General features: G+C 61.6%; 23 protein-coding genes. 15 read left to right on the top strand and 8 right to left on the bottom strand.

Going from position 1 to position 23,933, the window contains the following annotated elements:
• Position 1: 1 nt before the first annotated feature.
• A complete protein-coding gene (locus tag H6M51_RS11525; RefSeq protein ID WP_185809998.1) occupies positions 2-2,158 on the bottom strand; it encodes a molybdopterin-dependent oxidoreductase in 2,157 nt (718 codons plus the stop codon).
• 33 nt (positions 2,159-2,191) lie between these two features.
• Here H6M51_RS11525 and H6M51_RS11520 point away from each other — a divergent pair, with 33 nt between their 5' ends.
• Genes H6M51_RS11520 through H6M51_RS11510 form a run of 3 tightly spaced genes read left to right on the top strand, consistent with a single transcriptional unit; the run spans position 2,192 to position 4,455 of the window.
• A complete protein-coding gene (locus tag H6M51_RS11520; RefSeq protein ID WP_185809997.1) occupies positions 2,192-3,055 on the top strand; it encodes a 23S rRNA (adenine(2030)-N(6))-methyltransferase RlmJ in 864 nt (287 codons plus the stop codon).
• A 12-nt stretch (positions 3,056-3,067) separates the two neighbouring features.
• Positions 3,068-3,829, top strand: coding sequence for a ribonuclease T2 family protein (locus H6M51_RS11515; protein ID WP_185809996.1), 762 nt, complete (start codon positions 3,068-3,070; stop codon positions 3,827-3,829).
• A 29-nt stretch (positions 3,830-3,858) separates the two neighbouring features.
• Positions 3,859-4,455, top strand: coding sequence for a glutathione S-transferase (locus H6M51_RS11510; RefSeq protein WP_185809995.1), 597 nt, complete (start codon positions 3,859-3,861; stop codon positions 4,453-4,455).
• A gap of 76 nt (positions 4,456-4,531) precedes the next feature.
• Here H6M51_RS11510 and H6M51_RS11505 read toward each other — a convergent pair whose 3' ends face one another.
• The gene (locus H6M51_RS11505) at positions 4,532-5,191 is read right to left on the bottom strand and encodes an outer membrane protein (protein ID WP_185809994.1); all 660 of its coding nucleotides are present in this window, start codon (positions 5,189-5,191) and stop codon (positions 4,532-4,534) included.
• A 366-nt stretch (positions 5,192-5,557) separates the two neighbouring features.
• Between H6M51_RS11505 and H6M51_RS11500 the strand changes: the two genes are divergently transcribed.
• From H6M51_RS11500 to H6M51_RS11480, 5 genes are all read left to right on the top strand, one after another.
• Positions 5,558-6,316, top strand: coding sequence for an SDR family oxidoreductase (locus H6M51_RS11500; protein WP_185810094.1), 759 nt, complete (start codon positions 5,558-5,560; stop codon positions 6,314-6,316).
• On the top strand, positions 6,313-8,340 hold the full coding sequence (gene uvrC / locus H6M51_RS11495; RefSeq protein WP_185809993.1) for an excinuclease ABC subunit UvrC: 2,028 nt from the start codon (positions 6,313-6,315) through the stop codon (positions 8,338-8,340). Before H6M51_RS11500 ends, uvrC begins: the two co-directional genes overlap by 4 nt.
• Positions 8,341-8,461: 121 nt before the next feature.
• Positions 8,462-9,043, top strand: a complete 582-nt coding sequence (gene pgsA, locus H6M51_RS11490; RefSeq protein WP_185809992.1) for a CDP-diacylglycerol--glycerol-3-phosphate 3-phosphatidyltransferase — start codon at positions 8,462-8,464, stop codon at positions 9,041-9,043.
• Position 9,044: 1 nt separating this feature from the next.
• Positions 9,045-9,299 carry a molybdopterin converting factor subunit 1 gene (gene moaD, locus H6M51_RS11485; protein ID WP_185809991.1) on the top strand — a complete coding sequence of 85 codons (255 nt, stop codon included), beginning with the start codon at positions 9,045-9,047 and terminating at the stop codon, positions 9,297-9,299.
• A 34-nt stretch (positions 9,300-9,333) separates the two neighbouring features.
• Positions 9,334-9,798, top strand: a complete 465-nt coding sequence (locus H6M51_RS11480) for a molybdenum cofactor biosynthesis protein MoaE (RefSeq protein WP_185810093.1) — start codon at positions 9,334-9,336, stop codon at positions 9,796-9,798.
• Here H6M51_RS11480 and H6M51_RS11475 read toward each other — a convergent pair.
• Positions 9,788-10,684, bottom strand: coding sequence for a branched-chain amino acid ABC transporter permease (locus H6M51_RS11475; protein WP_185809990.1), 897 nt, complete (start codon positions 10,682-10,684; stop codon positions 9,788-9,790). The genes H6M51_RS11480 and H6M51_RS11475 overlap by 11 nt on opposite strands.
• Positions 10,685-10,743: 59 nt before the next feature.
• On the opposite strand from H6M51_RS11475, the gene H6M51_RS11470 reads away from it, so the two are divergent.
• Entirely contained in the window at positions 10,744-11,295 is a 552-nt protein-coding gene (locus H6M51_RS11470) for a CGNR zinc finger domain-containing protein (protein ID WP_185809989.1), read from the top strand.
• Positions 11,292-11,804: a hypothetical protein gene (locus tag H6M51_RS11465; RefSeq protein ID WP_185809988.1), complete on the top strand. Its 513-nt coding sequence runs from the start codon at positions 11,292-11,294 to the stop codon at positions 11,802-11,804. Before H6M51_RS11470 ends, H6M51_RS11465 begins: the two co-directional genes overlap by 4 nt.
• A gap of 103 nt (positions 11,805-11,907) precedes the next feature.
• Here H6M51_RS11465 and ndk read toward each other — a convergent pair whose 3' ends face one another.
• Both ndk and H6M51_RS11455 read right to left on the bottom strand, forming a co-directional pair.
• Positions 11,908-12,330: a nucleoside-diphosphate kinase gene (gene ndk, locus H6M51_RS11460; protein WP_185809987.1), complete on the bottom strand. Its 423-nt coding sequence runs from the start codon at positions 12,328-12,330 to the stop codon at positions 11,908-11,910.
• Positions 12,331-12,447: 117 nt separating this feature from the next.
• Positions 12,448-13,131, bottom strand: a complete 684-nt coding sequence (locus H6M51_RS11455) for a glutathione S-transferase family protein (RefSeq protein ID WP_185809986.1) — start codon at positions 13,129-13,131, stop codon at positions 12,448-12,450.
• Between the two features lie 135 nt (positions 13,132-13,266).
• On the opposite strand from H6M51_RS11455, the gene H6M51_RS11450 reads away from it, so the two are divergent.
• From H6M51_RS11450 to H6M51_RS11435, 4 genes are all read left to right on the top strand, one after another.
• Positions 13,267-13,773 (top strand): DinB family protein, encoded by a 507-nt coding sequence (locus H6M51_RS11450; RefSeq protein ID WP_185809985.1) that lies wholly within the window; start codon positions 13,267-13,269, stop codon positions 13,771-13,773.
• Positions 13,774-13,895: 122 nt separating this feature from the next.
• Positions 13,896-14,933, top strand: a complete 1,038-nt coding sequence (locus H6M51_RS11445) for a diguanylate cyclase domain-containing protein (protein WP_246780494.1) — start codon at positions 13,896-13,898, stop codon at positions 14,931-14,933.
• Between the two features lie 65 nt (positions 14,934-14,998).
• Positions 14,999-16,888, top strand: a complete 1,890-nt coding sequence (locus tag H6M51_RS11440) for an ABC-F family ATP-binding cassette domain-containing protein (protein WP_185809983.1) — start codon at positions 14,999-15,001, stop codon at positions 16,886-16,888.
• A gap of 433 nt (positions 16,889-17,321) precedes the next feature.
• The gene (locus H6M51_RS11435) at positions 17,322-19,274 is read left to right on the top strand and encodes a methyl-accepting chemotaxis protein (protein WP_185809982.1); all 1,953 of its coding nucleotides are present in this window, start codon (positions 17,322-17,324) and stop codon (positions 19,272-19,274) included.
• A 67-nt stretch (positions 19,275-19,341) separates the two neighbouring features.
• Here the strand turns inward: H6M51_RS11435 and H6M51_RS11430 are convergent, their stop codons facing one another.
• Positions 19,342-19,539, bottom strand: a complete 198-nt coding sequence (locus tag H6M51_RS11430) for a hypothetical protein (protein ID WP_185809981.1) — start codon at positions 19,537-19,539, stop codon at positions 19,342-19,344.
• A 144-nt stretch (positions 19,540-19,683) separates the two neighbouring features.
• On the opposite strand from H6M51_RS11430, the gene H6M51_RS11425 reads away from it, so the two are divergent.
• Positions 19,684-21,747, top strand: a complete 2,064-nt coding sequence (locus H6M51_RS11425) for a prolyl oligopeptidase family serine peptidase (RefSeq protein ID WP_185809980.1) — start codon at positions 19,684-19,686, stop codon at positions 21,745-21,747.
• A gap of 37 nt (positions 21,748-21,784) precedes the next feature.
• Here H6M51_RS11425 and H6M51_RS11420 read toward each other — a convergent pair whose 3' ends face one another.
• Together H6M51_RS11420 and H6M51_RS11415 are read right to left on the bottom strand one after the other, a co-directional pair.
• Positions 21,785-22,234 (bottom strand): DNA polymerase III subunit chi, encoded by a 450-nt coding sequence (locus H6M51_RS11420; RefSeq protein ID WP_185810092.1) that lies wholly within the window; start codon positions 22,232-22,234, stop codon positions 21,785-21,787.
• Positions 22,235-22,251: 17 nt separating this feature from the next.
• A complete protein-coding gene (locus H6M51_RS11415; RefSeq protein WP_185809979.1) occupies positions 22,252-23,748 on the bottom strand; it encodes a leucyl aminopeptidase in 1,497 nt (498 codons plus the stop codon).
• Positions 23,749-23,933 lie beyond the last annotated feature (185 nt).

The raw sequence follows: 23,933 nt of genomic DNA, 5'->3' as shown, positions 1-23,933 counted from the left end.
TTTATGCTTTTCTCATCCAGACCTTGTTGTCGTGGAACGCGGCCCCGCCATGCGGGGCAGCGGGATCCGCACCGGTCAGGACGTTGATGCCCTCGCCATCGAGATGAGCCTTGTTCGGCCACAGGCCCTCGGCCACCAGCACGCCCGGCTTCACGGCATCGGTGATCTTCGCATGGATGCGCAGCTCGCCCCTGGAATTGCCGAGGCGGACAACATCGCCATCGGCGAGGCCGAGGCTTGAGGCATCGGCGGGGTTCACCATGACCTCAGGACGGCCTTCCTTGTCGCGCGAGGTCTTGGTCTCGGCGAAGGTGGAGTTGAGGAAGTTGCGTGCCGGAGAGGTCGCAAGCCGGAAGGGATGTTCGGCATCGGCCACTTCGATCAGGTCGACCTGATCGGGATAGACGGGTAGTTGCGTCACGGGGCCAAGAGAGCCGAGCCTTGCGGGTGGCTTGTTCGGAGCGGGCGTCCCTTCCCAATCCGGCTTGAAGCGGAACTTGCCGTCCGGATGGCCAAAACCATTCAGATAGTGCGCGTCCTCGAAGGCCGGCTGGCAATCGAGCCACTTGTCCTCGATCAGCGTGTCGAAATCCGGCTTGCCGCTGACCGCGAGCATGTGCTCGATATGCTCCCGCTCGGTCTTGCCGAAGCCGGGACGATCCGCGACGCCGAGGCGCTTGGCCAGTTCCTCGATGACGAAGAGATTGGTGCGCACCAAGGGCGGCGCATCGACAAGTTTCGGCCCGAGCAGGATATGGCTCTGGCCGCCGCCGCGATAGATGTCATCATGCTCAACGAACATGGTGGCCGGCAGCACGATGTCGGCGAGTTCCGCCGTCTCGGTCATGAACTGCTCGTGCACGGCAACGAAGAGGTCGTTGCGCAGGAAGCCCTGCTTCACCAGCCGCTGTTCGGGCGCGACATTCACCGGGTTGGTATTCTGGATGATCAGCGCATCGACCGGGCCGCGATGGCGCAGCGCCTCGGCGTCACCGGTCAGCACGCGGCCGATCTGCGACTGGTCGAGCATGCGGATCTCGGGGTCGACCATGGCCGTGCCCATCAGTTCCGCCTTGTTTAGCTGGAAGATGTCGCTGTTCGAATGGAACGCACCACCGCCCTCGTATTGCCAGGCGCCGAGCACGGTCGAGAGCGACAGGGCCGCATGCATGGAGACGGCACCATTGCGGCTGCGGGTGAAGCCATAGCCGAGGCGGAAATAGGTCTTTTTCGTCTGGCCGACGAGGCGGGCGAAGGCTTCGATCTCTTCGACCGAGAGGCCGGTGATGGCGGAGGCCCATTCCGGCGTCTTGTCCTTGAGATGCGCTTCCAGACCTACCGGATCGTCGGCGAATTTCGCCATGTATTCGCGGTCCGCATGACCATCGCGGAAAGCGACATGCATGGCGGCGCAGGCGAGTGCTGCATCGGTGCCGGGCTTCAGGATCAGGGCCATATCGGCCTGCTTCATCGTCGGATTGTCGTAGATGTCGACGACCACGATCTTGGCACCACGGTCTTTCCGCGCCTTGATGGCATGGGTCATGACATTCACCTGGGTGGTGACCGCATTGGTGCCCCAGATGACGACGCAATCGGAGACGGCCATCTCGCGCGGGTCCGGGCCGCGCAGCGTGCCGGTGCCCATGACATAGCCGGTCCAGGCCATGTTGGTGCAGATCGTGCCGAAGAAGCCAGAATATTTCTTGGCGTGGCGCAGTCTCTCAATGGAATCGCGCTGCACGAGGCCCATGGTGCCGGCGTAGAAATAGGGCCAGATGGCTTCCGAACCATGCCGCTGCTCGGCCTTGACGAAGGCATCTGCTATCTCGTCGAGAGCGGCTTCCCAGGTGACATCCTGCCACTGGCCTGCACCCTTGGCCCCTGCCCTGCGCGCCGGCTTGATCAGGCGGTCGGGGTGATAGAGCCGCTCGGCATAACGGGCGACCTTGGCGCAAATGACGCCGGCGGTGTAGCTGTTCTCGGTTGCCCCGCGCATGCGACCGATGCGGCCGTCCTCGGTCAGTTCGACGTCGAGGGCGCAGGTGGATGGACAGTCATGCGGACAGGCCGTATGACCGATCGACCGGTTTCGGATGGGGCTCTGGATGTTCATGGGCCGGTTATAGGCCAAGGCCGGAACGCTCAAAAGCCCCATTCGAACAATTCATCACTGCCATCGGAACGCTTCATGAATTATCGCCACATCTATCACGCGGGCAATTTTGCCGATGTCTTGAAGCATCTCGTGCTGTCCAGGCTGATCGTCTACCTGCAGCAGAAGGACAAGGCCTTTCGCGTGCTCGACACCCATGCCGGCATCGGCCTCTATGACCTCTCCTCCGAGGAGGCACAGAAGACCGGCGAATGGCTCGAAGGCATCGGCAAGGTGATCGACGCCGAGCTGCCGGAGAAGGTGGCCGAGATCATGGCGCCCTATCTCGATGCGGTAAAGGCACTCAACCCGGGCCGCGAGACGGGCGGCCCTTTGCTGAAGTATCCGGGTTCGCCGAAACTCGCCCGGGACCTTTTCCGCCCGCAGGACAGGCTTTCGGCGATGGAGCTGCATCCGGAGGATTCGCGCGCCCTCTCCCGTCTGTTCGAAGGCGATTTCCAGGTGCGGGTGACCGAACTTGACGGCTGGCTGACGCTGAACGCACATCTGCCGCCGAAGGAAAAGCGCGGCATCGTGCTGGTCGATCCGCCCTTCGAGAAGGAAGGCGAGTATGAGCGACTGGTGGATGGCCTTGCCAAGGCCCATCGCCGTTTCGGCAACGGTGTTTATTGCCTCTGGTATCCGATCAAGAAGGGCGCGCCGATCAAGGAGTTCCACGAGGCGCTCCAGGCGCTTGATGTCCCGAAGATTCTCTGCGCCGAACTCAATGTGAAAAGTGACCGGGACCAGACGGGGCTTTCCGGCACCGGCCTGATCGTGGTCAATCCGCCCTACACGCTGAAGGACGAGATGCATCTGGCGCTGCCGGAACTCAAGCGGCTGATGGCGCAGGACCGCTATGCCTCGCATCGCTGCTTCTGGCTTCGCGGAGAAGAGTGAGCGAGGCACTGCATGGGACGCTATACCGGTCTTTACGCCTTCGGGCTGCTACTCGCGGCCTCGGTCGTCTACAGTCTGCTGCCGGCCGACGGCCCCGGCGAACGGTATAACCCGACTGCGCCATCAACCGAATCCTCCTCGCCGCGCTCTCCCGAATTGCGTCAGCCGGAGACCGGGCCGGATACTGGGAACGCACCCCAAGGGAGCGGCTTTGATTTCTACGTGCTGGCCTTGTCCTGGTCGCCGACCTTTTGCGACAGCGAGGCCGCGGGGCGCAATCGTGAGCAATGCGGCGAGGGCAAGGAGTTCGGGTGGGTGGTCCATGGTCTCTGGCCGCAGAACGAACAAGGCTGGCCGGAAAACTGCCCCACAGCCGAGGGAAGCCGTGTCCCGGAGCGGATAGGGCGAACCGTGATTGACATCATGCCCAGCATGGGGCTGATCGGCCATCAATGGCGCAAACATGGGTCCTGCTCGGGTCTCGGCATGAGCGACTACTTCAGCCTGGTACGCCAGGCCTATGAGAAAATTCGGATTCCAAATGAGCTGTCGAATGTAAGCATCGAAAGCCGAACGTCCCCGCAGGCGGTTGAGGCCGCCTTCATCGGCAGCAATCCAGGTCTCACCCGCTCGGCAGTAGCCGTGACCTGTGATAGGGAGAGAGTCGATGAAATCAGGATATGTCTCGATCCTTCGCTTGGCTTCCGTTCCTGCCCGGAGGTCGACAACCGATCCTGCCGCCGATCCGAGATCAGCGTCCCGCCCAACCGATGAATCCGCAACACGCGCCGGAGGAAACCGTCATGAAGCTGCTCTTCGCGCCCGCCTCTCCCTATTCCTCCAAGGTTCGCATGGCGGCCCGCCATCTCGGCATCAAACTGGAGGAAATCAGGGTCAACACGGCGGAAAACCCGCCGGAACTGCTGGCCGCCAATCCGCTCGGCAAGATCCCGACGCTGATCACCGAGGACGGCTTTGCCATCTTCGACAGCCGTTCCATCATGCATTATCTGCACCGGATCGGTGACAAGCGGCTCTATCCGAAGAAGGACGAGAAGCGGACCGAGGCCGAGGTCTTGGAAGCACTGGCCGACGGGATCAGCGACTGCCTGCTTGCCATCGTCTACGAGAAGCGTTTCCGGCCACCGGAACTGGTCAGCCAGGATGCGATCGACCGGCAATGGGCAAAGATCAATCGCAGCCTGGATCACCTCGACAAGCACCTGCCAAAAACCGGCAAGAAGTTGCATGCCGGGCACTTTGCGCTTGCCGCGACGCTTGGATATCTGATGCTGCGCTTCCCCGGAGAATGGGAGAACGGCCGTGCAGCATTGACGGAATGGCCGGCGAAATTCGCCAGGCAGTTCGAGCCCTACCCCGCCCTCAGGCCGAAGGCCTGACCTGCCGCAGCTTTCCACCAGAATCAGAAAAGCCGGGACGATGCCCCGGCTTTTCTTCATTTCTGGATCGTGTGGATCAGAACTTCACGCCCATGCCGACCTTGACCGAATGGTCATCGAAGCCACGGGAAATGGTCGAGTTGCCGAGGTTGAAATCGCGCTTCTGGTAGTCGCTGTAGCGATATTCTACGCGCGCGGTGATGTTGTCGGTGACGAAGGTTTCGACACCAGCGCCGACCGTGTAACCGGCGGCCAGCTTCTCGTCATTGGCACCGCCGCCTTCCAGCTTGTGGTTGGCAACAGCCAGACCAGCCGTGCCGTAGACCATGAAGGGGTTCAGGTCGTAGCCGACGCGACCGCGAACGGAGCCGTTGACGCCCTGGGTGCCCTTCAGGGCGCCGACCGGAGCCTGGCTGCCAGCATTGCCATCTTCGCCGGCATAGCTGATGTCGGCTTCACCACCGTATACGATGGAGCCGCTCTGCATGTTGTAACCGCCGTAGACGGTGCCGCCGAGGCCTTTGGCGTCGCGACCATTGGTCGAGCTGGTGAACTTGCCGAAGTCATAGGTCAGACCACCACCGACATAGGCACCCGACCAGTTTCCTGCCGGTACAGAATAGGATTCAGCAGCAGCCGGGGCTTCCGGGGCCTGGTAGATTGCGTCGGCTGCCTGGGCGGCGAAAGCTGCGAGCGAGGTGGCGGATGCCAGAAGCATGATCTTGAGGGTACGCATGTTAGTCTCCTTTCGGTTCCGGGCCGCTCTTCACTAAGAACCAACGGCGGCCTGAACGTTAGTGGGTATTCCCTGTCCGTTCCGACTGTCTAAATGAATAAAAATTGAGGAAATGGAAGAGCCAAAATGTGAATTGATTGTGGCAGAGCAGTGACCAAATCGGGACGTTGCTTAAAAGACACAAACGATTCGTTAACCATAACAAATGGTTTACGGGATATACTCAGAGTTTTCCGACGTTATACTTTAACGTTACACGGCTGCCTGACAGAAACGGGTGACGAAAGTTTCAAGTCATGCCCGTTTAAATATCGGAGACGCGCCATATATGCAGCGCAACAGCTCATGCAGAACAAGGTTAGACCGATGCAAAACGGCATCCCGAAGGTGGCATTGATCACCGGATCCGCGAAACGACTTGGACGGGCGATCGCCGAAGACTTGGCCGCACATGGTTTTGCCGTGGCATTGCATGCACACGGATCGATTGAGGCCGCTGAGGCTGTGGCCCGCGACCTGCAATCCGAGGGAAAACGGGCGATCGCGCTGAAGGCGGACCTCGGTAACATTTCCGAGACCGGGACCCTGATCTCGAGGACCCAGGCCGAGTTCGGGCCCGTTGGGGTGCTCGTCAACAATGCTTCCGTCTTCGAAGACGACTCCGCCATCGATTTCGATCCCGAAATCTTCGACCGGCATTTCAATCTGCATGTCCGGGCTCCGGCGATACTGAGCGGCGCGCTGGTCAAAGCCCTTCCCGAGGATCGCTCCGGCCTGATCGTCAATATCATCGACCAGCGGGTGCTGGCACTGAAGCCGACGTTCTTTTCCTATACGCTCTCAAAGGCGACGCTGTGGACGGCGACGCAGACCCTCGCCCAGGCCTTTTCGCCCCGTGTCCGCGTGAACGCCATCGGCCCCGGCCCTACCCTCATCTCCGAGCGGCAGCGGCCTGAGGATTTTCAGGCTCAGGTCGACAGCCTGCCCCTGAAACGAGGGCCATCGCTCGAGGAATTCGGCCGGACGATCCGCTTTCTTTTTGACACGCCGTCGATCACCGGCCAAATGATCGCCTTGGACGGAGGCCAGCATCTGATTTGGCACGGCACGGAGATCAATGAATGAATGGAGGAAAGCTGCCCGATGGCGGCGTTCTCTATGACGGCACGGAAGAGGACGACGACGATATCGTGGTCGAGGCGGATGTTACCCGCCCCGGCATCGAGATCGACTGGCATGTCGATGGCCTCGACGAGGCCGGACTGACCGGCGCCGATCTGATCGGCGAATTCGTCAAGCGCCTGCCGAATGCGCCGGGCGTTTATCGCATGCTGAACAAGGACGGCGACGTCATGTATGTCGGCAAGGCGCGCAGCCTGAAGAAGCGCGTCAGCAACTATGCGCAAGGCCGAGTTCATTCGAACCGCCTGTCGCGCATGGTGCGAGAGACCGTGCACATGGAATTCGTCACGACCAGGACCGAGGTCGAGGCGCTGCTGCTCGAAGCCAACCTGATCAAGCGCCTCAGGCCGCGCTACAATGTGCTGCTGCGCGATGACAAGAGCTTTCCTTATATCCTGATCACTGGCGACAGCCGCTCTCCGGCGATCTACAAGCATCGCGGAGCGCGGGCTCGCAAGGGCGACTATTTCGGCCCGTTTGCCTCCGCCAGCGCCGTCGGCCGCACGATCAACTCGCTGCAGCGCGCCTTTCTCTTGCGCACCTGCACCGACAGCGTCTTCGAGAGCCGCACACGCCCCTGCCTTCTCTACCAAATCAAGCGCTGTTCGGGCCCCTGCACCCATGAGATCAGCGACCAGGACTATGTCGGCTTGGTGCGCGAGGCCAAGGACTTCCTTTCGGGCAAAAGCCAGAACGTCAAGGAAGCCATGGCGCGCGCGATGAACGAGGCAGCGGAAGATCTCGACTTCGAGCGCGCCGCCGTGTTCCGCGATCGTCTGGCTGGCCTCTCCCATGTCCAGAGCCACCAGGGCATCAATCCGGCCGGGGTGGACGAGGCGGATGTCTTCGCCATCCATCACGAAGGCGGGCTGTCCTGTATCCAGGTCTTCTTCTTCCGCGCCAGCCAGAACTGGGGCAACCAGGCCTATTTCCCCAAGGCGGATCCGCAGCTCAGCGCAGCGGAGGTGCTCAACTCTTTCCTGGCGCAGTTCTATGACGACAAGCCGGTGCCGCGTCTGATCCTTCTCTCCGAAGAGGTCGAGGAGCAGGATCTGCTGGCCACGGCGCTTTCGGAAAAGGCCGGCCACAAGGTTTCGATCAGTGTGCCGCAGCGTGGGGAGAAGAAGGATCTCGTCGATCACGTGAGCGCCAATGCCCGGGAGGCGCATGGTCGCAAGCTTGCCGAAACCGCATCGCAGTCGCGTCTGCTGGCGGGGCTCGCCGAGACTTTCCAGCTGCCTTACGTGCCGCGCCGCATCGAGATCTACGACAACTCGCACATCATGGGCACCAATGCCGTGGGCGGCATGGTGGTCGCGGGGCCGGAAGGCTTCGTGAAGGGCCAGTATCGCAAGTTCAACATCAAATCGACGGACATTACGCCTGGGGACGACTTCGGCATGATGCGCGAAGTGATGACCCGCCGCTTCTCCCGCCTGCTCAAGGAAGAGGGCAAGCCTGACAGAAGCGTCGCGCCCGAGGATTCCGCGGATGCCGCCTTCCCGGCCTGGCCGGACGTCATTCTCATCGACGGCGGCCAGGGGCAGATGACGGCGGTGCGCAAGATTCTTGCTGACCTGGACATCACCGAGAGCGTGATTGCCATCGGTGTCGCCAAAGGTGTCGACCGCGATGCAGGGCGCGAGCGCTTCTTCGTCGAGGGCAAGCCGGACTTCACGCTGCCACCGCGCGACCCGGTGCTCTACTTCATCCAGCGCATGCGCGACGAAGCCCACCGTTTTGCGATCGGATCGCATCGGGCACGGCGCAAGAAGGAGATGGTGAAGAACCCGCTCGACGAGATTGCCGGGATCGGGCCGACGCGCAAACGCGCATTGCTACAGCATTTCGGCACGGCAAAGGCTGTATCCCGAGCCGCCGTCAGTGATCTTATGGCTGTCGAAGGCATTTCCGAGGCCGTGGCCCGTCTCATCTACAATCATTTTCACGAAAGTAGCGGTGATTGACACGGAAACGACGCAGCCGAAGTCGACCGCATCGAACAGGCTATTCAGAATTCTTGGGTTGACGGGCCCAACCGAAACCCATCACATCTAAAGACGCATCAGAATTCACAGACAGGGCATCATGGCTTCGCGCGCATACAACATTCCCAATCTCCTGACCTACGCCCGCATTCTCGCCGTGCCGCTGATCGTCGTGTGCTTCTTCCTGGAAGGCCGGCTGCAAAGCTCCGACTTCGCCCGCTGGACGGCGCTGGCGATCTTCGTGGTCGCGTCGATCACCGACTATCTCGACGGCTATCTGGCGCGGATCTGGAACCAGACGTCCAATATCGGCAAGATGCTGGACCCGATCGCAGACAAGCTGCTGATTGCCTCGGTGCTGCTCTTGATGGCGGCTGACGGAACCATTGCCGGATGGTCACTGTGGGCGGCGATCACCATTCTCTGCCGCGAGATCCTGGTGTCGGGCCTGCGCGAATATCTGGCGGCGCTGAAAGTCTCCGTTCCGGTCACCCGGATTGCCAAGTGGAAAACGACGGCGCAGATGTTTGCGCTCGGTTTCCTGCTGGCAGGTCCTGCCGGCGACAAGGTTCTGCCCTACACGACCGAAGCCGGCATCACGCTGCTCTGGGTCGCGGCCATTCTGACCATCTATACCGGCTATGACTATTTCCGCGCCGGCCTGAAGCACATGGTGGATTGAGATGGTGAAGCTCGTCTATTTCGCCTGGGTGCGTGAGCGGATCGGCAAGGGCGAGGAAGAGCTGGACATACCGGCGGAGGTGAAGACCGCCGGCGATCTGGTGACATGGCTTGCAACCCTGGGCGAAGGCTATGAGGAGGCGTTGCGGGTGCCGCGTGCCATCCGGGTGGCGATCAATCAGGAGCATGTGGAGCATCACGAGCCGATCGCAGGCGCCCGCGAGATCGGTATCTTTCCGCCGATGACCGGGGGCTGATCCCCAGCAGGCTGGAGACAAAGCTGTGACGGCAATCTTCTCGCCCACCATTCGCGTGCAGCGTGACGACTTCGATGCAGCCGCGGAGTCACGCCTGTTGACGGCGGGTTGCCATGACATCGGCGCGCTCGTCTCCTTCGTCGGCCTCTGCCGTAACGAAGCGGGCACGCTTTCTGCCCTGGAGCTCGAACACTATCCCGGCATGGCCGAAGCCGAAATGCTGCGCATCGCGCAGCTGGCCATCGATCGTTTCTCCCTTATCGGGCTGACCGCCATCCATCGCTACGGCCGCATCGAGGCGGGGGAGCAGATCGTGCTTGTGATTGCCGCGGCACCGCATCGCCAGGCAGCCTTCGACGGCGCCAACTTCGTCATGGATTTCCTCAAGACCTCCGCGCCCTTCTGGAAGAAGGAGCACGGCCAGGATGGGTCGAGCGGCGACTGGGTTGCGGCCAAGGATGCCGATGACAGCGCGCGGGATCGCTGGATCAAGGAATGATCCGCTCGCGGCGGCTGATCACCAAAAGCCAGACCAACGCTGATATGATCACGGCATCGCGCCAGACCATCGGGCCATAGGCGCTCCACAGGGCTTCGGCAAAGGCCACGGCTGCGGCCCCCATGGCCGACCGGAGCGGCCGGGAATAGCCTCCGACCGCCGCCACCAGGACGACCTTCAGTCCGAACATCAGTCCTGCGCCGAAATCCATGGTGCCGTAGAGCACGGTTGCCGACAGTCCGCCCAGCGCCGCGAAGAGTGACGCAGCCATCAACGACAGGACGAACACAGCATCGGCATCGACCCCGACAAGACGGCTTGCCAGGGGATCCTGACTGACGGCCCGCCACAGCCGCCCTGCCCGGCTGGCAGACAGCGCAGCCTGGCCAACCGCCACAAGCAGGACCATCAAACCGACATGCAGGATCTGCAGCATGCTGAGCCCGATGGTCCGTCCATCGACCTCCATCAGCGTGACGATCTGCCTGCCTATCGGCGGCAGCCAGAGGCTTCGCGTGTCGAGCGCCAGACGCGCGGCTTCGGAAAGCAGCAGCACGGCACCGAGCGAGGCGACGATCACGGCATTGGGTGAGCGCCTGTGCAGGGGCAGCATGACATGGCGCGCGTTCCACAGGCCGGCCAGCAGCGCATAGGCAAGGCCTGTTGCCAGCCCAAGGGACATGGCGGCTGGAAAAACCAGATAGAGGCGGCTCCAGCCAAGATCGGTGAACAGAAGACAGATCTGGCCGGCAAAGGCGACCAGTGCCCCAAAGGTGATGTCGGGCCGCTTCGTCACGCCGAAAGCAAGCGCGTAACCGAAAGCGAGGCAGGCATAGAGGCCGGCCATGGGCAGCGCATTCAGAAGCTGTTGCAGCAGGTAGGCCATGCATCCCTCCCGCTGCATTTATAACTTACAAAATTGCTTTTACCAGTTATATTGACTCCATGAGCTTTACCTGGACTCCGCACCGTTTTGCCGGTGGCGCGCTCGCCTTCGATGTGGCGAACAGCGTCATCCTCCGTCACGACCCTGAGGGCCGGCGTGATCGTTTCGCCGTGCCCGAACAGCTCGAAGCCTTTGCGCCGGCGGCCGCAAACCTGTCTGCGGAGCGGAGCAGATTCACGACACTGAGACCGGTTGCCGAGAACAACCAGACGCTCTTCCTGCAGCTGAGGGAGGCCATCGACGCCTATTTCCGGCGCCGCGTGGTGGGCGATGACAGTAGAGAACAGCTGGCCAATCTTCTGGAGGCCGCTGCCATCGCCTTGCGCGCTGCTCCGGACGACGCGAGCCTGGAGGCGGCCACGGCCCACTCGGCGCTCGGCCTAATCTGCGAGCCGCAGCCGGAGCGGATAAAAATCTGCGGCAATTGCGGCTGGCTCTTCCTCGACCGCAGCAAGAACCGCAGCCGCACCTGGTGCGACATGGCCGTCTGCGGCAACAGGGTGAAGGCAAACCGGCATTATCAGCGCAAGAAGAAGGAAGCCGCGCCATGAAGGCGATCTTGATCAGCCTTGCCCTGCTCGGTGGGCTGCTGCCACTCTCGGGCTGCCAGCGGGAGGATGTCGACGAACCGCTGAAGCTCTCGGGCAAGATCTTCATCTTCAACTATCGTGTCGCACAGGCCACCTATGTCGTGACCCTCGCCCGCAACGGTCCCCTGCCGGAACCGAGCTTCGTCGAAGCGAGGTTCGAGAACCCCGCCGGCGGGGCTGCTCTGGTCACCCGAACCAGGATCTTTCCCTTCTGGGAGAAGGTGTCGCTGGAAAGTCCACCTGTGCATTGCGTCGTCAAGGATCGTCCCTATGCCATTTCGATCCGGATTCTCGACGGGGAGGACAAGGTCATCCAGACCATCGAGACGACGCTGACCTCGAGCCTCGATCAAACCATCATGCCGGGCAAAGCGCTTGTGGTGGGGCCGGTCTACGCGCCCAATCCCGAAGTTTACGGTGCGGACGGCACGGCCGATTATGGCAAGGATCAGACCTGCCCCGCGGCATAGGGTGCCATCTTGGTCTATGCTTCACGCAACGAAAAACCGGAGCCTCTCGGCTCCGGTTCATCAATCAATCCAATGTCTTGAGGCGCATGCCTCAGGACTTGATTCAGCCGACGATTTCGGTGTCGGCGAACCAGTACTTGATTTCCTGGGCAGCGGTTTCCGGAGCATCCGAACCGTGGACCGAGTTTTCGCCGATCGACAGGGCGAACATCTTGCGGATGGTGCCTTCGTGAGCGTTGGCCGGGTTGGTGGCGCCCATGATCTCGCGGTTCTTCAGGATGGCGTTTTCGCCTTCGAGAACCTGAACGACGGTCGGGCCCGAGGTCATGCCTTCAACCAGTTCGCCGAAGAAGGGGCGATCCTTGTGAACGGCGTAGAAGCCTTCGGCTTCGCGCTTGGACATCCATACGCGCTTGGAAGCGACGACGCGAAGGCCGTTGTCTTCGAAAACCTTGGTGATCGCACCGGTCAGGTTACGCTTGGTGGCATCGGGCTTGATCATCGAGAAGGTGCGTTCAATCGCCATCTGTCTCATCCTTTTGTCTGTCAGGGAAAGTGGGCGGTATCTACCCGCCCCGAATCACGAAGACAAGAGGGGGTCAACAATTTCACGACGACGTCACAATCAGCCTATCCTGCCCTCCTAGACGACGGCACGGGCAGCGCCGTCATAGAGTCCGAGGCATCGATCGAACCAGAGGCTGACCGGATCGTCTGGCGGCAGATGGATGGATCCCGTGGTGATCCTCAGCCACTGCAGCGCACCGAAGAGGATGTAGTCGCCGAACAGGGGAGCGGCGCCACCGACGAAGGGCCGGAAGCCCAGCATGTGGCGGAGTGGCTGCAGAGCGGCCGGCAATGCGGCGATGGCGGCGTCCCGTCCTGCGGCCATTTCTTCGAACGTCTTTCCAAGCCTCTCCTCGCGGCTCTTGCGGAAATAGGCCTGATCGGCCGGGGCCAGCATGTCGTGGATGTCGACCAGTGCGATCCTGGTGATCGCGGGATGGACGACATGTTGAGAATAGCCCTCGACAAGGCGTGCGGCGGCAACTCCGCCCTGCCCGCCGAACAGGCTCGGTTGTTCCGGATAGGTCTCTTCCAGATAGAGCGCGATACGAAAGCTGTCGGAAATCAATTCCTGATCATCCCGCAGGATCGGGACTGTCCTGGAGAAGCCGCCTTCAACCGTCGGGATCGCCGTGAAGGCGAGCGGCCGCTCCTCGAAGGCAAGACCCTTGTGATGAAGGGCCATCACGGCCTTCCAGCAATGGGGCGAAAAGGGTCGGGCGACATCGGCGCCGCACAGCGAATAAAGCGTGATCGTCATCGGGTTCTCCTGGCGTCGCGCCAGACAAGCTGATCACGCGCCTTGATGCAAATCAGCTTTTTTCATGGATCCCATCACCCCCATTTCGGTCGAAGCACGCTAGACTGCGTTTCGGACGCCATTCAGGAGTGCACCATGCAGAACTATCAGATGCTCGCAGCCTATAATGCCTGGGCCAACCGACTCATCTATGCCGCCAGCGCAGACCTGACGGATGAGGAGCTTCATCGGGATACCGGTGCCTTCTTCGGATCGGTCTTCGGCACGCTCAGCCATATCCTGATCGCTGACCGCGTGTGGCTCAACCGCATCACCGGCGAAGGCCCGAAGCCAAAGGCGCTGAATGAAAGACCCTGCCCGGATTTCGAGGCGTTGAGGGCAGCGCGGGTCGAGGAGGATGCACGCATCATCCGCACCGTCGAAAGCCTCACCCCTCAACAGCTCGAAGCATCCTTCAGCTACACTCCCGTCGCGTCATCGGAACTGGTGACACATAAACTCTGGCCGGCGCTCACGCATTTCTTCAACCACCAGACCCATCATCGCGGACAGGTGCATGCGGGGCTGACTGGCATGGGCAAGCCAAGTCTCTCGCTCGACCTGATCTATTTCGTGCGCAGTGAGGGCACGGCATATCTCTGAGCACCCCATACGGTGCGTTCACCCCAGGCTAACCACACGGCTGGAGCACGATCATGGCTTAACGAAATATGCAGCCATGTCGGGCAAACTGCGCGCCAAGACGGAGCAAGGGGACAGCGGGCATGCAGGCGCCACCGAATACGGGTTCAGCGGAGGAGTTGCAGAAGATCACGGTCTTCATGCTGAGACACCAGATCGCCGGAGTTCCGCGAAACTTCGAGCTCGTGCATGAAGCCTTTTGCGGCGGCAATCCTGAACTCGCGCGCGACATCGCCGAGCTGGGCGCCCGCCCGACCCAGGCAGCGCTGGACAATCTCGGTCTCAAGCATCGCCTGCCCGGGCATTGTGGCATGACGGCGGAAAGACTGCAGACGGAGGCGCTGAAGACGCTGACGCGGCTCACGGAACAGCTGGCACTCGGCCTGACGCAAAAGCGGGCCTTCACCAATTCGGTTGAAGGCGTCATCCGCTCGATCCGCGAAGATTTGGGCGGCGGACTGGAACAGGTACTGGCCGAACTCGACCTGATTTCCGCGATCGGGCTGGACATGGTGCGTGCCGAAACGCAGCTGACCTCCGATGTAACAGCGAGCCTGGAAAGCCTGAAGAGCGCCGACAGGGCAATCCGGGCCGCTCAAGCCGCCATGACCAAGGACAGGCTCACGGGCCTTCCGAACCGCATCAGCCTGTTCCGGACGCTGGACGAGCTTCATGCCGATGCGTCGCCCTCGCATCCGGCAGCGCTTGTCCTCATCGAGATCCTCGATCTGCCCGGCCTGCAGCACCAATTCGGCGAGGAAGCGGTCAGCAAGCTGATCAAGGGCCTCGCAGGCATCTTCCGCAAGGCAATCAAGAAGAACGACGTCATCGCCCGCATCGAGGCCGACACCTTTGCCTTCGTATTCGAGGGCATCAATGCCGACGAAGCGCACATCATCGCCGAAAGGCTGTTCACTACAGCGGAAAACAACCTCGTCTTCGCGTCGGAAACGTCACAGGAGGTCGGGGGCCTGCCGCTGGCGATCGGTCATGCGATGGCGCACGAGGCGGCCGATCCAGCCAGCTGGCTTGGCATCGCAAAGACGGCGACCATCCTCGCCCGGCAGAACCCGCGGCAGCCGATCATCGGCTACAAGCCGGGTCACAAACAGGTCGCCTGATCCCTGCGCGAGACCTGCCCACGCGCGCTTGCCTTTGGCCGTGACTTCGGCCAAAAGCCAGTGCCATGATTACGATCACCGACATCTCCGCCCGCGTTGCAGGACGCCTGCTTATCGACCATGCCAGCGTATCCTTGCCGGCCGGTACCAAGGCCGGCCTCGTCGGCAAGAACGGGGCCGGCAAGTCGACGCTGTTTCGGATCATCACCGGTGATCTCGCCTCCGAAAGCGGTTCGATCTCGATCCCGAAGAATGCCCGGATCGGCCAGGTGGCGCAGGAGGCGCCCGGGACCGAGGAGTCGCTGATCTCGATCGTGCTTTCCGCCGACAAGGAACGCACGGCGCTTCTTGCGGAAGCCGAGACGGCGACCGATCCGCATCGCATTGCCGAAATCCAGACGCGGCTTGCCGATATCGGCGCGCATTCGGCCGAAGCGCGTGCAGCAACGATCCTTTCCGGCCTCGGTTTCGACCACGAGGCGCAGCTGCGCCCGGCCTCGTCCTTTTCCGGCGGATGGCGCATGCGCGTGGCGCTCGCCTCTGTGCTGTTTGCCGAGCCGGATCTTCTGCTGCTCGACGAGCCGACCAACTATCTCGATCTCGAAGGCACGCTGTGGCTCGAAGACTATGTGCGGCGTTATCCGCATACCGTGATCATCATCAGCCATGACCGCGATCTCTTGAACACCGCGGTCAATTCGATCGTCCATCTCGACCAGAAGAAGCTGACCTTCTACCGCGGCGGTTATGACAGCTTCGAGCGGCAGAAGGCCGAAAACGACGAATTGCAGATGAAGGCCAAGGCGAAGAATGACGCCGCCCGCAAACACTTGCAGAGCTTCATCGACCGCTTCCGCGCCAAGGCGACCAAGGCCAAGCAGGCACAGAGCCGCATCAAGGCGCTGGAGCGCATGGGGACGGTCGCCGCCGTCATCGAGGACCACGTTCACCCTATCACCTTCCCAAAACCCGAAAAGCAGCCGGCCTCACCGATCGTCGCCATTTCCGGCGGAGTTGTCGGCTACGAGCCTGGCAAGCCGATCCTGAAGAACCTCAATCTCCGGATCGACAACGACGACCGCATCGCGCTGCTCGGCTCGAACGGCAACGGCAAGTCAACCTTCGCCAAGTTCATCTCCGGGCGGCTGGAAGCCCAGGGCGGGCAACTGAAGACGGCGCCGAGCCTGAAGATCGGCTTCTTTGCCCAGCATCAGCTGGACGACCTGATCCCGAACGAGAGCCCCGTCGATCATGTCCGCCGCCTCATGAGCCAAGAGCCGGAAGCCAAGGTGCGTGCCCGTGTCGCCCAGATGGGGCTGGCGACAGAGAAGATGGAAACGGCAGCCAAGGATCTCTCCGGCGGAGAAAAGGCGCGTCTGCTGATGGGGCTTGCGGCCTTCCACGCGCCGAACCTCTTGATCCTCGACGAACCGACCAACCACCTCGACATTGACAGCCGCAAGGCGCTGATCGAGGCGCTCAACGACTATGAGGGTGCCGTCATCCTGATCTCTCACGATCGCCACCTGATTGAGGCGACCGTCGACCGGCTCTGGCTGGTTAACAACGGCACCGTGACGAACTTCGACGGCGACATGGAAGAGTATCGGTCGCTGATCATCGCATCGGGCAAGAAGCCTGTCGAGAAGGACAGGAGCGAGGGTGGCGCTGAAACCGTCAACAAGGCCGAACAGCGTAAAGCGGCTGCCGACAAGCGCGCGAGCCTCGCGCCGCTGAAGAAAAGAATCAACGAAGTCGAAGCCTTGACGAAGAAGCTGGAGACTTTGATTCAGGCGCTCGACAAGGAACTCGCGGACCCTGCGCTTTATGAAAAAGCGCCAGCCAAAGCGGCGGAGAAGGCAAAACAACGCGGAGAAGCGGCGGCAAAGCTGTCGGAGGCGGAAGAGCAGTGGCTGGAGCTCTCGGCAGAGTATGAAGAGGGCATGGCAAGCTGATTATGCTTGCCACGTTTCTGCAGCTTCGTCTTTGGGCCTTGAGGCTTTTGGCTCACAGAATTTCAGCAATTGGTTGTGTTTCATAGCTATCTCATGGAACTCACAGGCTTTTTACATCGCTATTTTACGGTATTTTGCAACTGAAGCGGGCATTTTAGTAAACTATTAAAGTCCTCGCCACATCATTTCCGCGAGTTAGGTTCGCCTACTTCAATCCACAGTGCATTTGTCCGAGTGCCGTCAGCCTTCTTGTACGGTGTCTGAGCGTGACCGCGTTTGTGTCCCCAACGGCCCACCCGTTGCAGGGAGCGGCGAAGCTTTGCCTCTGGAAAATTGCACGACAGATACGCGCCTCGGCGATGAAGCCGGAGCACTCCCTCCCCCGCGAGCGGCGCCATGACGGTGCGGCCCGGAGCGAATGGAAAGCTGCTCAATGTCGACGAAACCCTTGTCCATCAAAGCCTCGCTTCTCGGGGCCTTCATGCTTCTTCTTTCACTGCTTGTCATCCAGGGCGGCTTTGCCCTCTGGTCGATGAACGGCGTCTTTTCCAATGTCCAGCGGCTGGCGCAGGGATCCGTGCCGGTCGTCGATATCACCAACCGTCTCAACATCTCGATCGCCAATCTGCGTGCCTTGCAGACGCGGCATATCCTCAGCACCACTCCTGAGACACTTGCCGCCGCCGATGCTGCTGTCGCCAAGGAGGTCGAGAAGCTCAGGGACCGCATGGCGCGTTACGAAGCAATGATCACGCTTCCTGCCGAACGTCCGGCCTTCGAAGGCTTCAAGGCAAGCGCCGAACGATATCTTGCGGAAGGCCAACGCATGATCGAGCTGTCGCGCGCTGGCGACAAGGCTGCCGCTGCCGCGCTTCTGACGGGCGAGATGGTCGTTGCCTATGACGAGATGGACGGCTTTGCGGACACCTTCCGCGACGCCAATGTCGACGCGGCTGCCGCAATGTTCGAAGAAAGCGCCAGCAACTTCCACCTGTCGCTTCTCAGCAATGCCGCGATCCTGGTCGTCGGTGCACTGGCAGGCATCGCTGCCATGCTCTTCGTCGCCCGCGGCGTCACGAAGCCGATCGAACGGATGACCCGCGTCATGGGGCGCCTGGCACGCGACGAATTCGACGTGGAGATCGCCTATCTCGAGCGGCAGAACGAAATCGGTGACATGGCCCGCGCCGTCGACGTCTTCAAGCAGAACGGTTTGCGGGTGCGGGAGATGAACGCCCAGGAACACCGGATGAAGCAGCGTTGCGACGAGTTGCAGGAAAGCATCGGCCAGGTCTGTGCGGCGGCTATCGCCGGAGATTTCACGCAGCGAATCGACCGAGACTTTGAATTCCCCGATCTGAACGCCTTCGCCACCTCGATGAACGATCTGGTTCGTTCGATCGATACAGGCCTCGCGGAAACCCGGCGCGTCATCGCCGGTCTTTCCGAGGGCGACCTGACCGATGCGATGCGCGGCGAGTTCCACGGAGCTTTCGCCGAGCTTCAGGGCAATGTGAACGGCACAATGCAGGTCCTTCGAACAGTCGTCTCTGAAGTCCGCACCTCCATCGACCAGATCAGGTCCGGCTCCGGCGAGTTGCGCTTCGCCTCCGACGATCTTGCAAAACGAACCGAACAGCAGGCTGCGGCGCTCGAAGAGACTTCCTCCGCTCTGGAGGAGATCACTGCGGCTGTCCAGCAATCGACCGCGACGGCGTTGCTGGCGACACAGATGGTCGACGAAGCGCGCCGCAGCACCGAAGAATCGAGCTCGGTCGTTGGTGACGCGGTTGCGGCCATGGGCCGGATCGAGCAGGCTTCCGGCGAGATCGGACAGATCATCAATGTCATCGACGAGATCGCCTTCCAGACTAATCTTCTCGCGCTCAATGCCGGTGTCGAGGCCGCGCGCGCGGGCGAGGCCGGCAAGGGCTTTGCCGTCGTCGCGCAGGAAGTGCGTGAACTCGCCCAGCGTTCGGCGGGTGCGGCCAAGGATATCAAGTCGCTGATCACCAAGTCAGGCGAGGAGGTCGGCATCGGCGTGCGGCTGGTCACGGCAACCGGAGACGCGCTCTCCCGGATCAGGGACCATGTCATGCACATCAACCAGTCTGTCCACCAGATCGCGGCAGCGGCCAAGGAGCAGTCTCACAAGCTGCAGGAGGTCAACACTGCCGTCGGCCAGATGGACCAGTTCACCCAGCGCAATGCGGCCATGGTCGAAGAGACGACAGCAAGCACCAACCGGCTGGCCGACGACGCGGTCAATCTTTCACGGCTGATCAGCCACTTCAAGCTGGAGACCGCAGCGCCGTCAAGACGCGTGTCCATGCCAGTCGCGAATGATGGCGGGGTCCCCTCGAAACGCGCTGCAGCCGGAGGCTGATCGACGTCACCATTCACGCGAAGGGCTGCCCAAGGCAGCCCTTCCACCTGTTATCTTCAGACAGTGTTCAAGCCTTCTTTTCCCGGCGCCCCTCCGGTGTCTGCTCCCAGCAGGGCAGCGCGCGCCCATCGCCTTTCAGCCGCTTAGACCGTCCCAGTTGTTCCGTGTCGTAGCTCTCGAAAACAAGGACGACGCGACCGCAGGCCAGGTCATCAGGCGGCTTGCCGCCATCGACGCCTTTTCGCGCCATGGCGTGGGGCACCATCCGGCCTGCCTCAATTTTGGCGACTGATTTTCCTATGCAGGCGCCAAGGCCTAAGGAGGGCCCTTCCACCATGTGGGCGAGGACTTCTGTCGCACCGATCTCGCCTGAGCGAATGCAATGATGAAAATGCAAAGGAGCAGCGCCATGGATCTCTTTCTCGAAAAGGATGACGATCCGCAGACGCTGGCCTTCATTTCCGCACGGAACGCACGTTCTCACGAGGCACTGGCGACACCTGAAATGGAGGCAGACGCCGAGGCACTTCGGTCGATGATGGAGCGCCAGGACAGGCTGATCGTGCCCACGCAGCGCGGCGACTGGCTGTTCGATTTCAACCGGTCCCGAGACAATCCGCTCGGCGTCCTGCGCCGACTGCCGGCGACTGATGCGCCGCGCGCCGATGCAGCTTGGGATCCGGTCTTCGATGTCGATGCTTTCTGCGCACGAGAGGGGAAACGCTGGATCTTCGGCGGCTGTGTCACCTGCCCCTTCGAACCGACGCGCGTTCTGCTGCGCCTGTCCGACGGTGGCTCGGACCTGACGCGTTTTCTTGAGTTCGATCTGGAAACGAAACGAGTGGTGGACGGTGGCTTCGACACGCCGGCAGTCCGGGCTCAGGCGTCCTGGCTCAGCGCCGACGAGATCGCCTATTTCGGATCGATCGACGCCTTCTCCGCCACGCAATCCGGCTGGCCAAGGGTCGGACGGCGATTGCGTCGGGGCGAAGCCCCGGCAGAGGCGGAGATCCTGTTTGAAGCTGCTGCCACCGACGTCACTGGCTATGGCTTTATCATCGACCCCGAACTCGGCGGGCACACGGGACCCGACACGCGACAGATCCGGGTCTTCATGGCGAACCACGAGATCGGCAAGCTCAGCCTTCATGTCGAGGACGCCGATGGCGCCGCCCGCCGATTGCCGCTGCCACGGGACATCGGCTTTGACATCAACCACAGCCACATCCTTTGGCTCGCAAAGAGCGACGAGCAGGTGGCGTCTGGCAGCCTGGTGTTGCAAGCGCTGACACCGTTCGATTCTGAACCGCTGGCGCCGAAGCGGCGCATTCTGGTGGAGCCGCAGCCGGGCCGCGCGGTGCATCACTTCACCCTGCTCCGCCACTGGGCGATCTACACCGTCGATGATCGCCTCTCGCCCGAACTCTATGCACTCGATCTGACGCAAGAGGAAGCGGTGCCCCAGCGGATCGATTTGCCGGACGGCATCGAGGCGCTTTATTTCACGCCGCTTCACGCCGACCTGCATTTGGGAGACGACACGCTTCATGTGATCGGCTCCGGCTTCCTGGTGCCTCCGACCCGATACACGCTCGCCCCCTCCGACCGGGACCGCAATCCGACTAGGGAACCGCTTGCGCTGGTGCCGCAGGAAACATCGCCCGCGTTCTTTGACGCGGAGGGCATGACCAGCGAACTTCTGGAAGCGATATCGGAGGATGGCACCAATGTGCCTTACCATCTGGTGCTGCCGAAGGTGTGGAAGAAGGGCGAGCTTCCGGTTCTGATCTACGGTTATGGCGGTTTTGCTGCACCTCTTGCGCCGCACTATTCCGGGACTACCGGCCGCTTTCTGGAACAGGGTGGCGCCTATGTGCAGGCCTATATCCGCGGCGGCTCAGAACTGGGGCCGGATTGGCACAAGCCCGTGAAGCGTGAAGGCCGCCACAAGGCATACGAGGACTTTGTCGCGATCGCCCGAGATCTGATCAAGCGCGGCTATACGAACTCGTCGCGGATTGCCTGTACCGGCGCCAGCAATGGCGGCCTGCTCACCGGCGTCATGCTGACGCGTTATCCGGATGATTTCGGCGCCGTCTGGTGCCGGGTTCCGGTGCTCGACATGACCCGCTTCCATCTCTTCCCCGCCGGGCGGGCCTGGATCGACGAATACGGCAACCCGGACGACGAGAAAGACCGCGCGTTCCTCCTCAGCTACTCACCCCTGCATCAGGTGAAGCCGGCATCGGACCAAGCCTATCCGCCCGTCTATATCGAAAGCTCCAGCAATGATGACCGGGTGCATCCTTCGCATGCGCGGCGCTTTGCGATGCGGCTGGAAGGGGCCGGACACCTGCCTCTCTTCCACGAATATGGCTCCGGCGGTCATGGCGGGGCCGGCAATTCGGCGGAAATGGCGCGGCGGACCGCCATGGGCTACAGCTTCTTGCGCCAGACGATCATGAAAGCCTGAGATCGAGAAAGGGCGCCGCTGAAACGCCCTTTCCCAATCACGCCTTCTTTTCCCAACGCCCCTCTGGTGTCTGCTGCCAATAGGTGAGCGAATGCCCCTCACCCTTCAGCCGCTTCCATTGAGCGCGAGCACGTTCAAGCTGTTCCGTATCGTAGCCGTCGAAAACGAAGACGACGCGGTCGTAAGGAAGGTCCGCCGGAGGCTCTGCACCATCGACCATAAAGCGGACACTGGCCTGGTTCATGTTGTCCGTAACTGTCGTCAACAGAACCGGCTGGCGCTCTGGTGAGGCACCGTCCTCCGTGCCATGCGGCAGAAAGCTCTCCTCCCGATAGGTCCACAGATGCGCGTCCAGAGCATCTCGGCGTTCGGCATCGCAGGTCTGGACCGCGACGCGCCAGCCCCGCTCGACGCTCTTCTCGAGTAGCGGCGGCAGCGCGTCCTCCAGCTTCGATTCCGTCAGATGGTAGAAGAGAACGTCGGCCACGGATGCGCTCGCCATCATCAAGATTCGTAGTACGCGCGGACAAGCTCATCCAGCAGACGCACGCCGTAACCAGAGGCCCAGGACTGGTTGATCTCATCGGTCGGCGAACCGATCGCGGTGCCCGCAATGTCGAGATGGGCCCAGGGCGTGTCCTTGACGAAGCGCTTCAAGAACTGGGCGGCGGTGATCGAGCCGGCCTGCCGTCCACCGGTGTTCTTCATGTCGGCGAACTTGGAGTCGATCATCTTGTCGTAGTCCTTGCCGAGCGGCATACGCCACAGCCGTTCGTTGGTCGTCAGGCCTGCGGCGAGGAGCTTTTCCGACAGATCGTCGTCGTTGGAGAAAAGGCCGGCATGAAGGTTGCCGAGCGCAACACCGATCGCGCCGGTCAATGTGGCGAGGTTGATCATGAAGGCCGGCTGGAAACGGTCGTTGCAGTACCAGAGCGCATCGCAGAGCACGAGGCGGCCTTCCGCATCTGTGTTGATGACTTCGATCGTCTGACCCGACATTGAGGTCACGATATCGCCGGGACGCTGGGCGTTGCCGTCAGGCATGTTCTCGACGAGGCCGAGGATACCAATGGCATTCACCTTGGCCTTGCGGGCGGCCAGAACATGCATCAATCCCGTGACGGCAGCAGCGCCGCCCATGTCGCCCTTCATATCCTCCATGCCACCGGCGGGCTTGATCGAGATGCCGCCGGTATCGAAGACCACGCCCTTGCCGACAAAGGCCAGCGGCTTGTCCTTGGACTTGCCACCCTTCCACTGCATCACCACCAGGCGAGGCGGACGGACCGAGCCTTGTGCTACACCGAGAAGCGCGCCCATGCCGAGTTTCTTCATTTCCTTCTCGGTCAAGATCTCGACTTCGACCCCCAGCTTCTCGAGCTCCTTGGCCTTGGCGGCGAATTCCAGCGGGCCGAGCACATTGGCGGGTTCGTTCACCAGGTTGCGGGCGAGAACGACGCCGTCGGCAATCGCTTCGGTTTCGGCAAAGGCCTTCTTGGCCGCAGACGCCTCGGCGGCGACGATGGTTACCTTGATCGTCTTGTCGGCCTTATCCTCCTCGTCCTCCGACTTCTTCTTGGTCTTGTAGATGTCAAACTTGTAAGCCCGCAGCAACATGCCGAGTGCAAAATCGGCGGCGGCCTTCGGCGAGACCTCAAGTCCGGGCACGTCGAGATAGATGGTTACCGTCTCGGCACCCTTGAGAGCCGCCGTGGCAACGCCTCCGGCTTTCAGCCAGTCATGGGCCGAAAGGTTGTCGCCCTTGCCGAGGCCGAGAGCGACCAATCGGTCAAGCGGCGAACCATGCGGCGCAACGATGTCAAGCGTGGCAAGCGACTTGCCGGAGAATTTCGCCGCCTTGGCTGCCCGCGCATAGACTTTTGCCGGATCCGCTTCGGAAGCCCCAGCCGGCGTATCCGTACCAGAGGTCGTCAAAAGGATGGCAAGCCCTCCGGCCGGTGAATGAGACTTGGCGAAGGAGACGGCGAGTTTCAACGACATAAGGGGCACCTTGCATTCGTGGGGAGAAGTCCTGAAGAGATCATGGTGTTTTCGCGAACGATGGCAAGAGTTTGGCCACGCGATTAGATGCCAATCCCCTGAATGCCGCGCCCAGGGTCGGGGCGTGTCCGATTTATCGCGGTTGCCGAAAAAAGGATTTCACCAAGCGGGGGAAATTGCCTTTC

This window comes from Rhizobium sp. AQ_MP (genome assembly GCF_014237835.1).
GTDB lineage: Bacteria > Pseudomonadota > Alphaproteobacteria > Rhizobiales > Rhizobiaceae > Allorhizobium.
The sequence above is the reverse complement of the archived record's forward strand: the minus strand, read 5'-3'. Positions and strand labels throughout refer to the sequence as shown.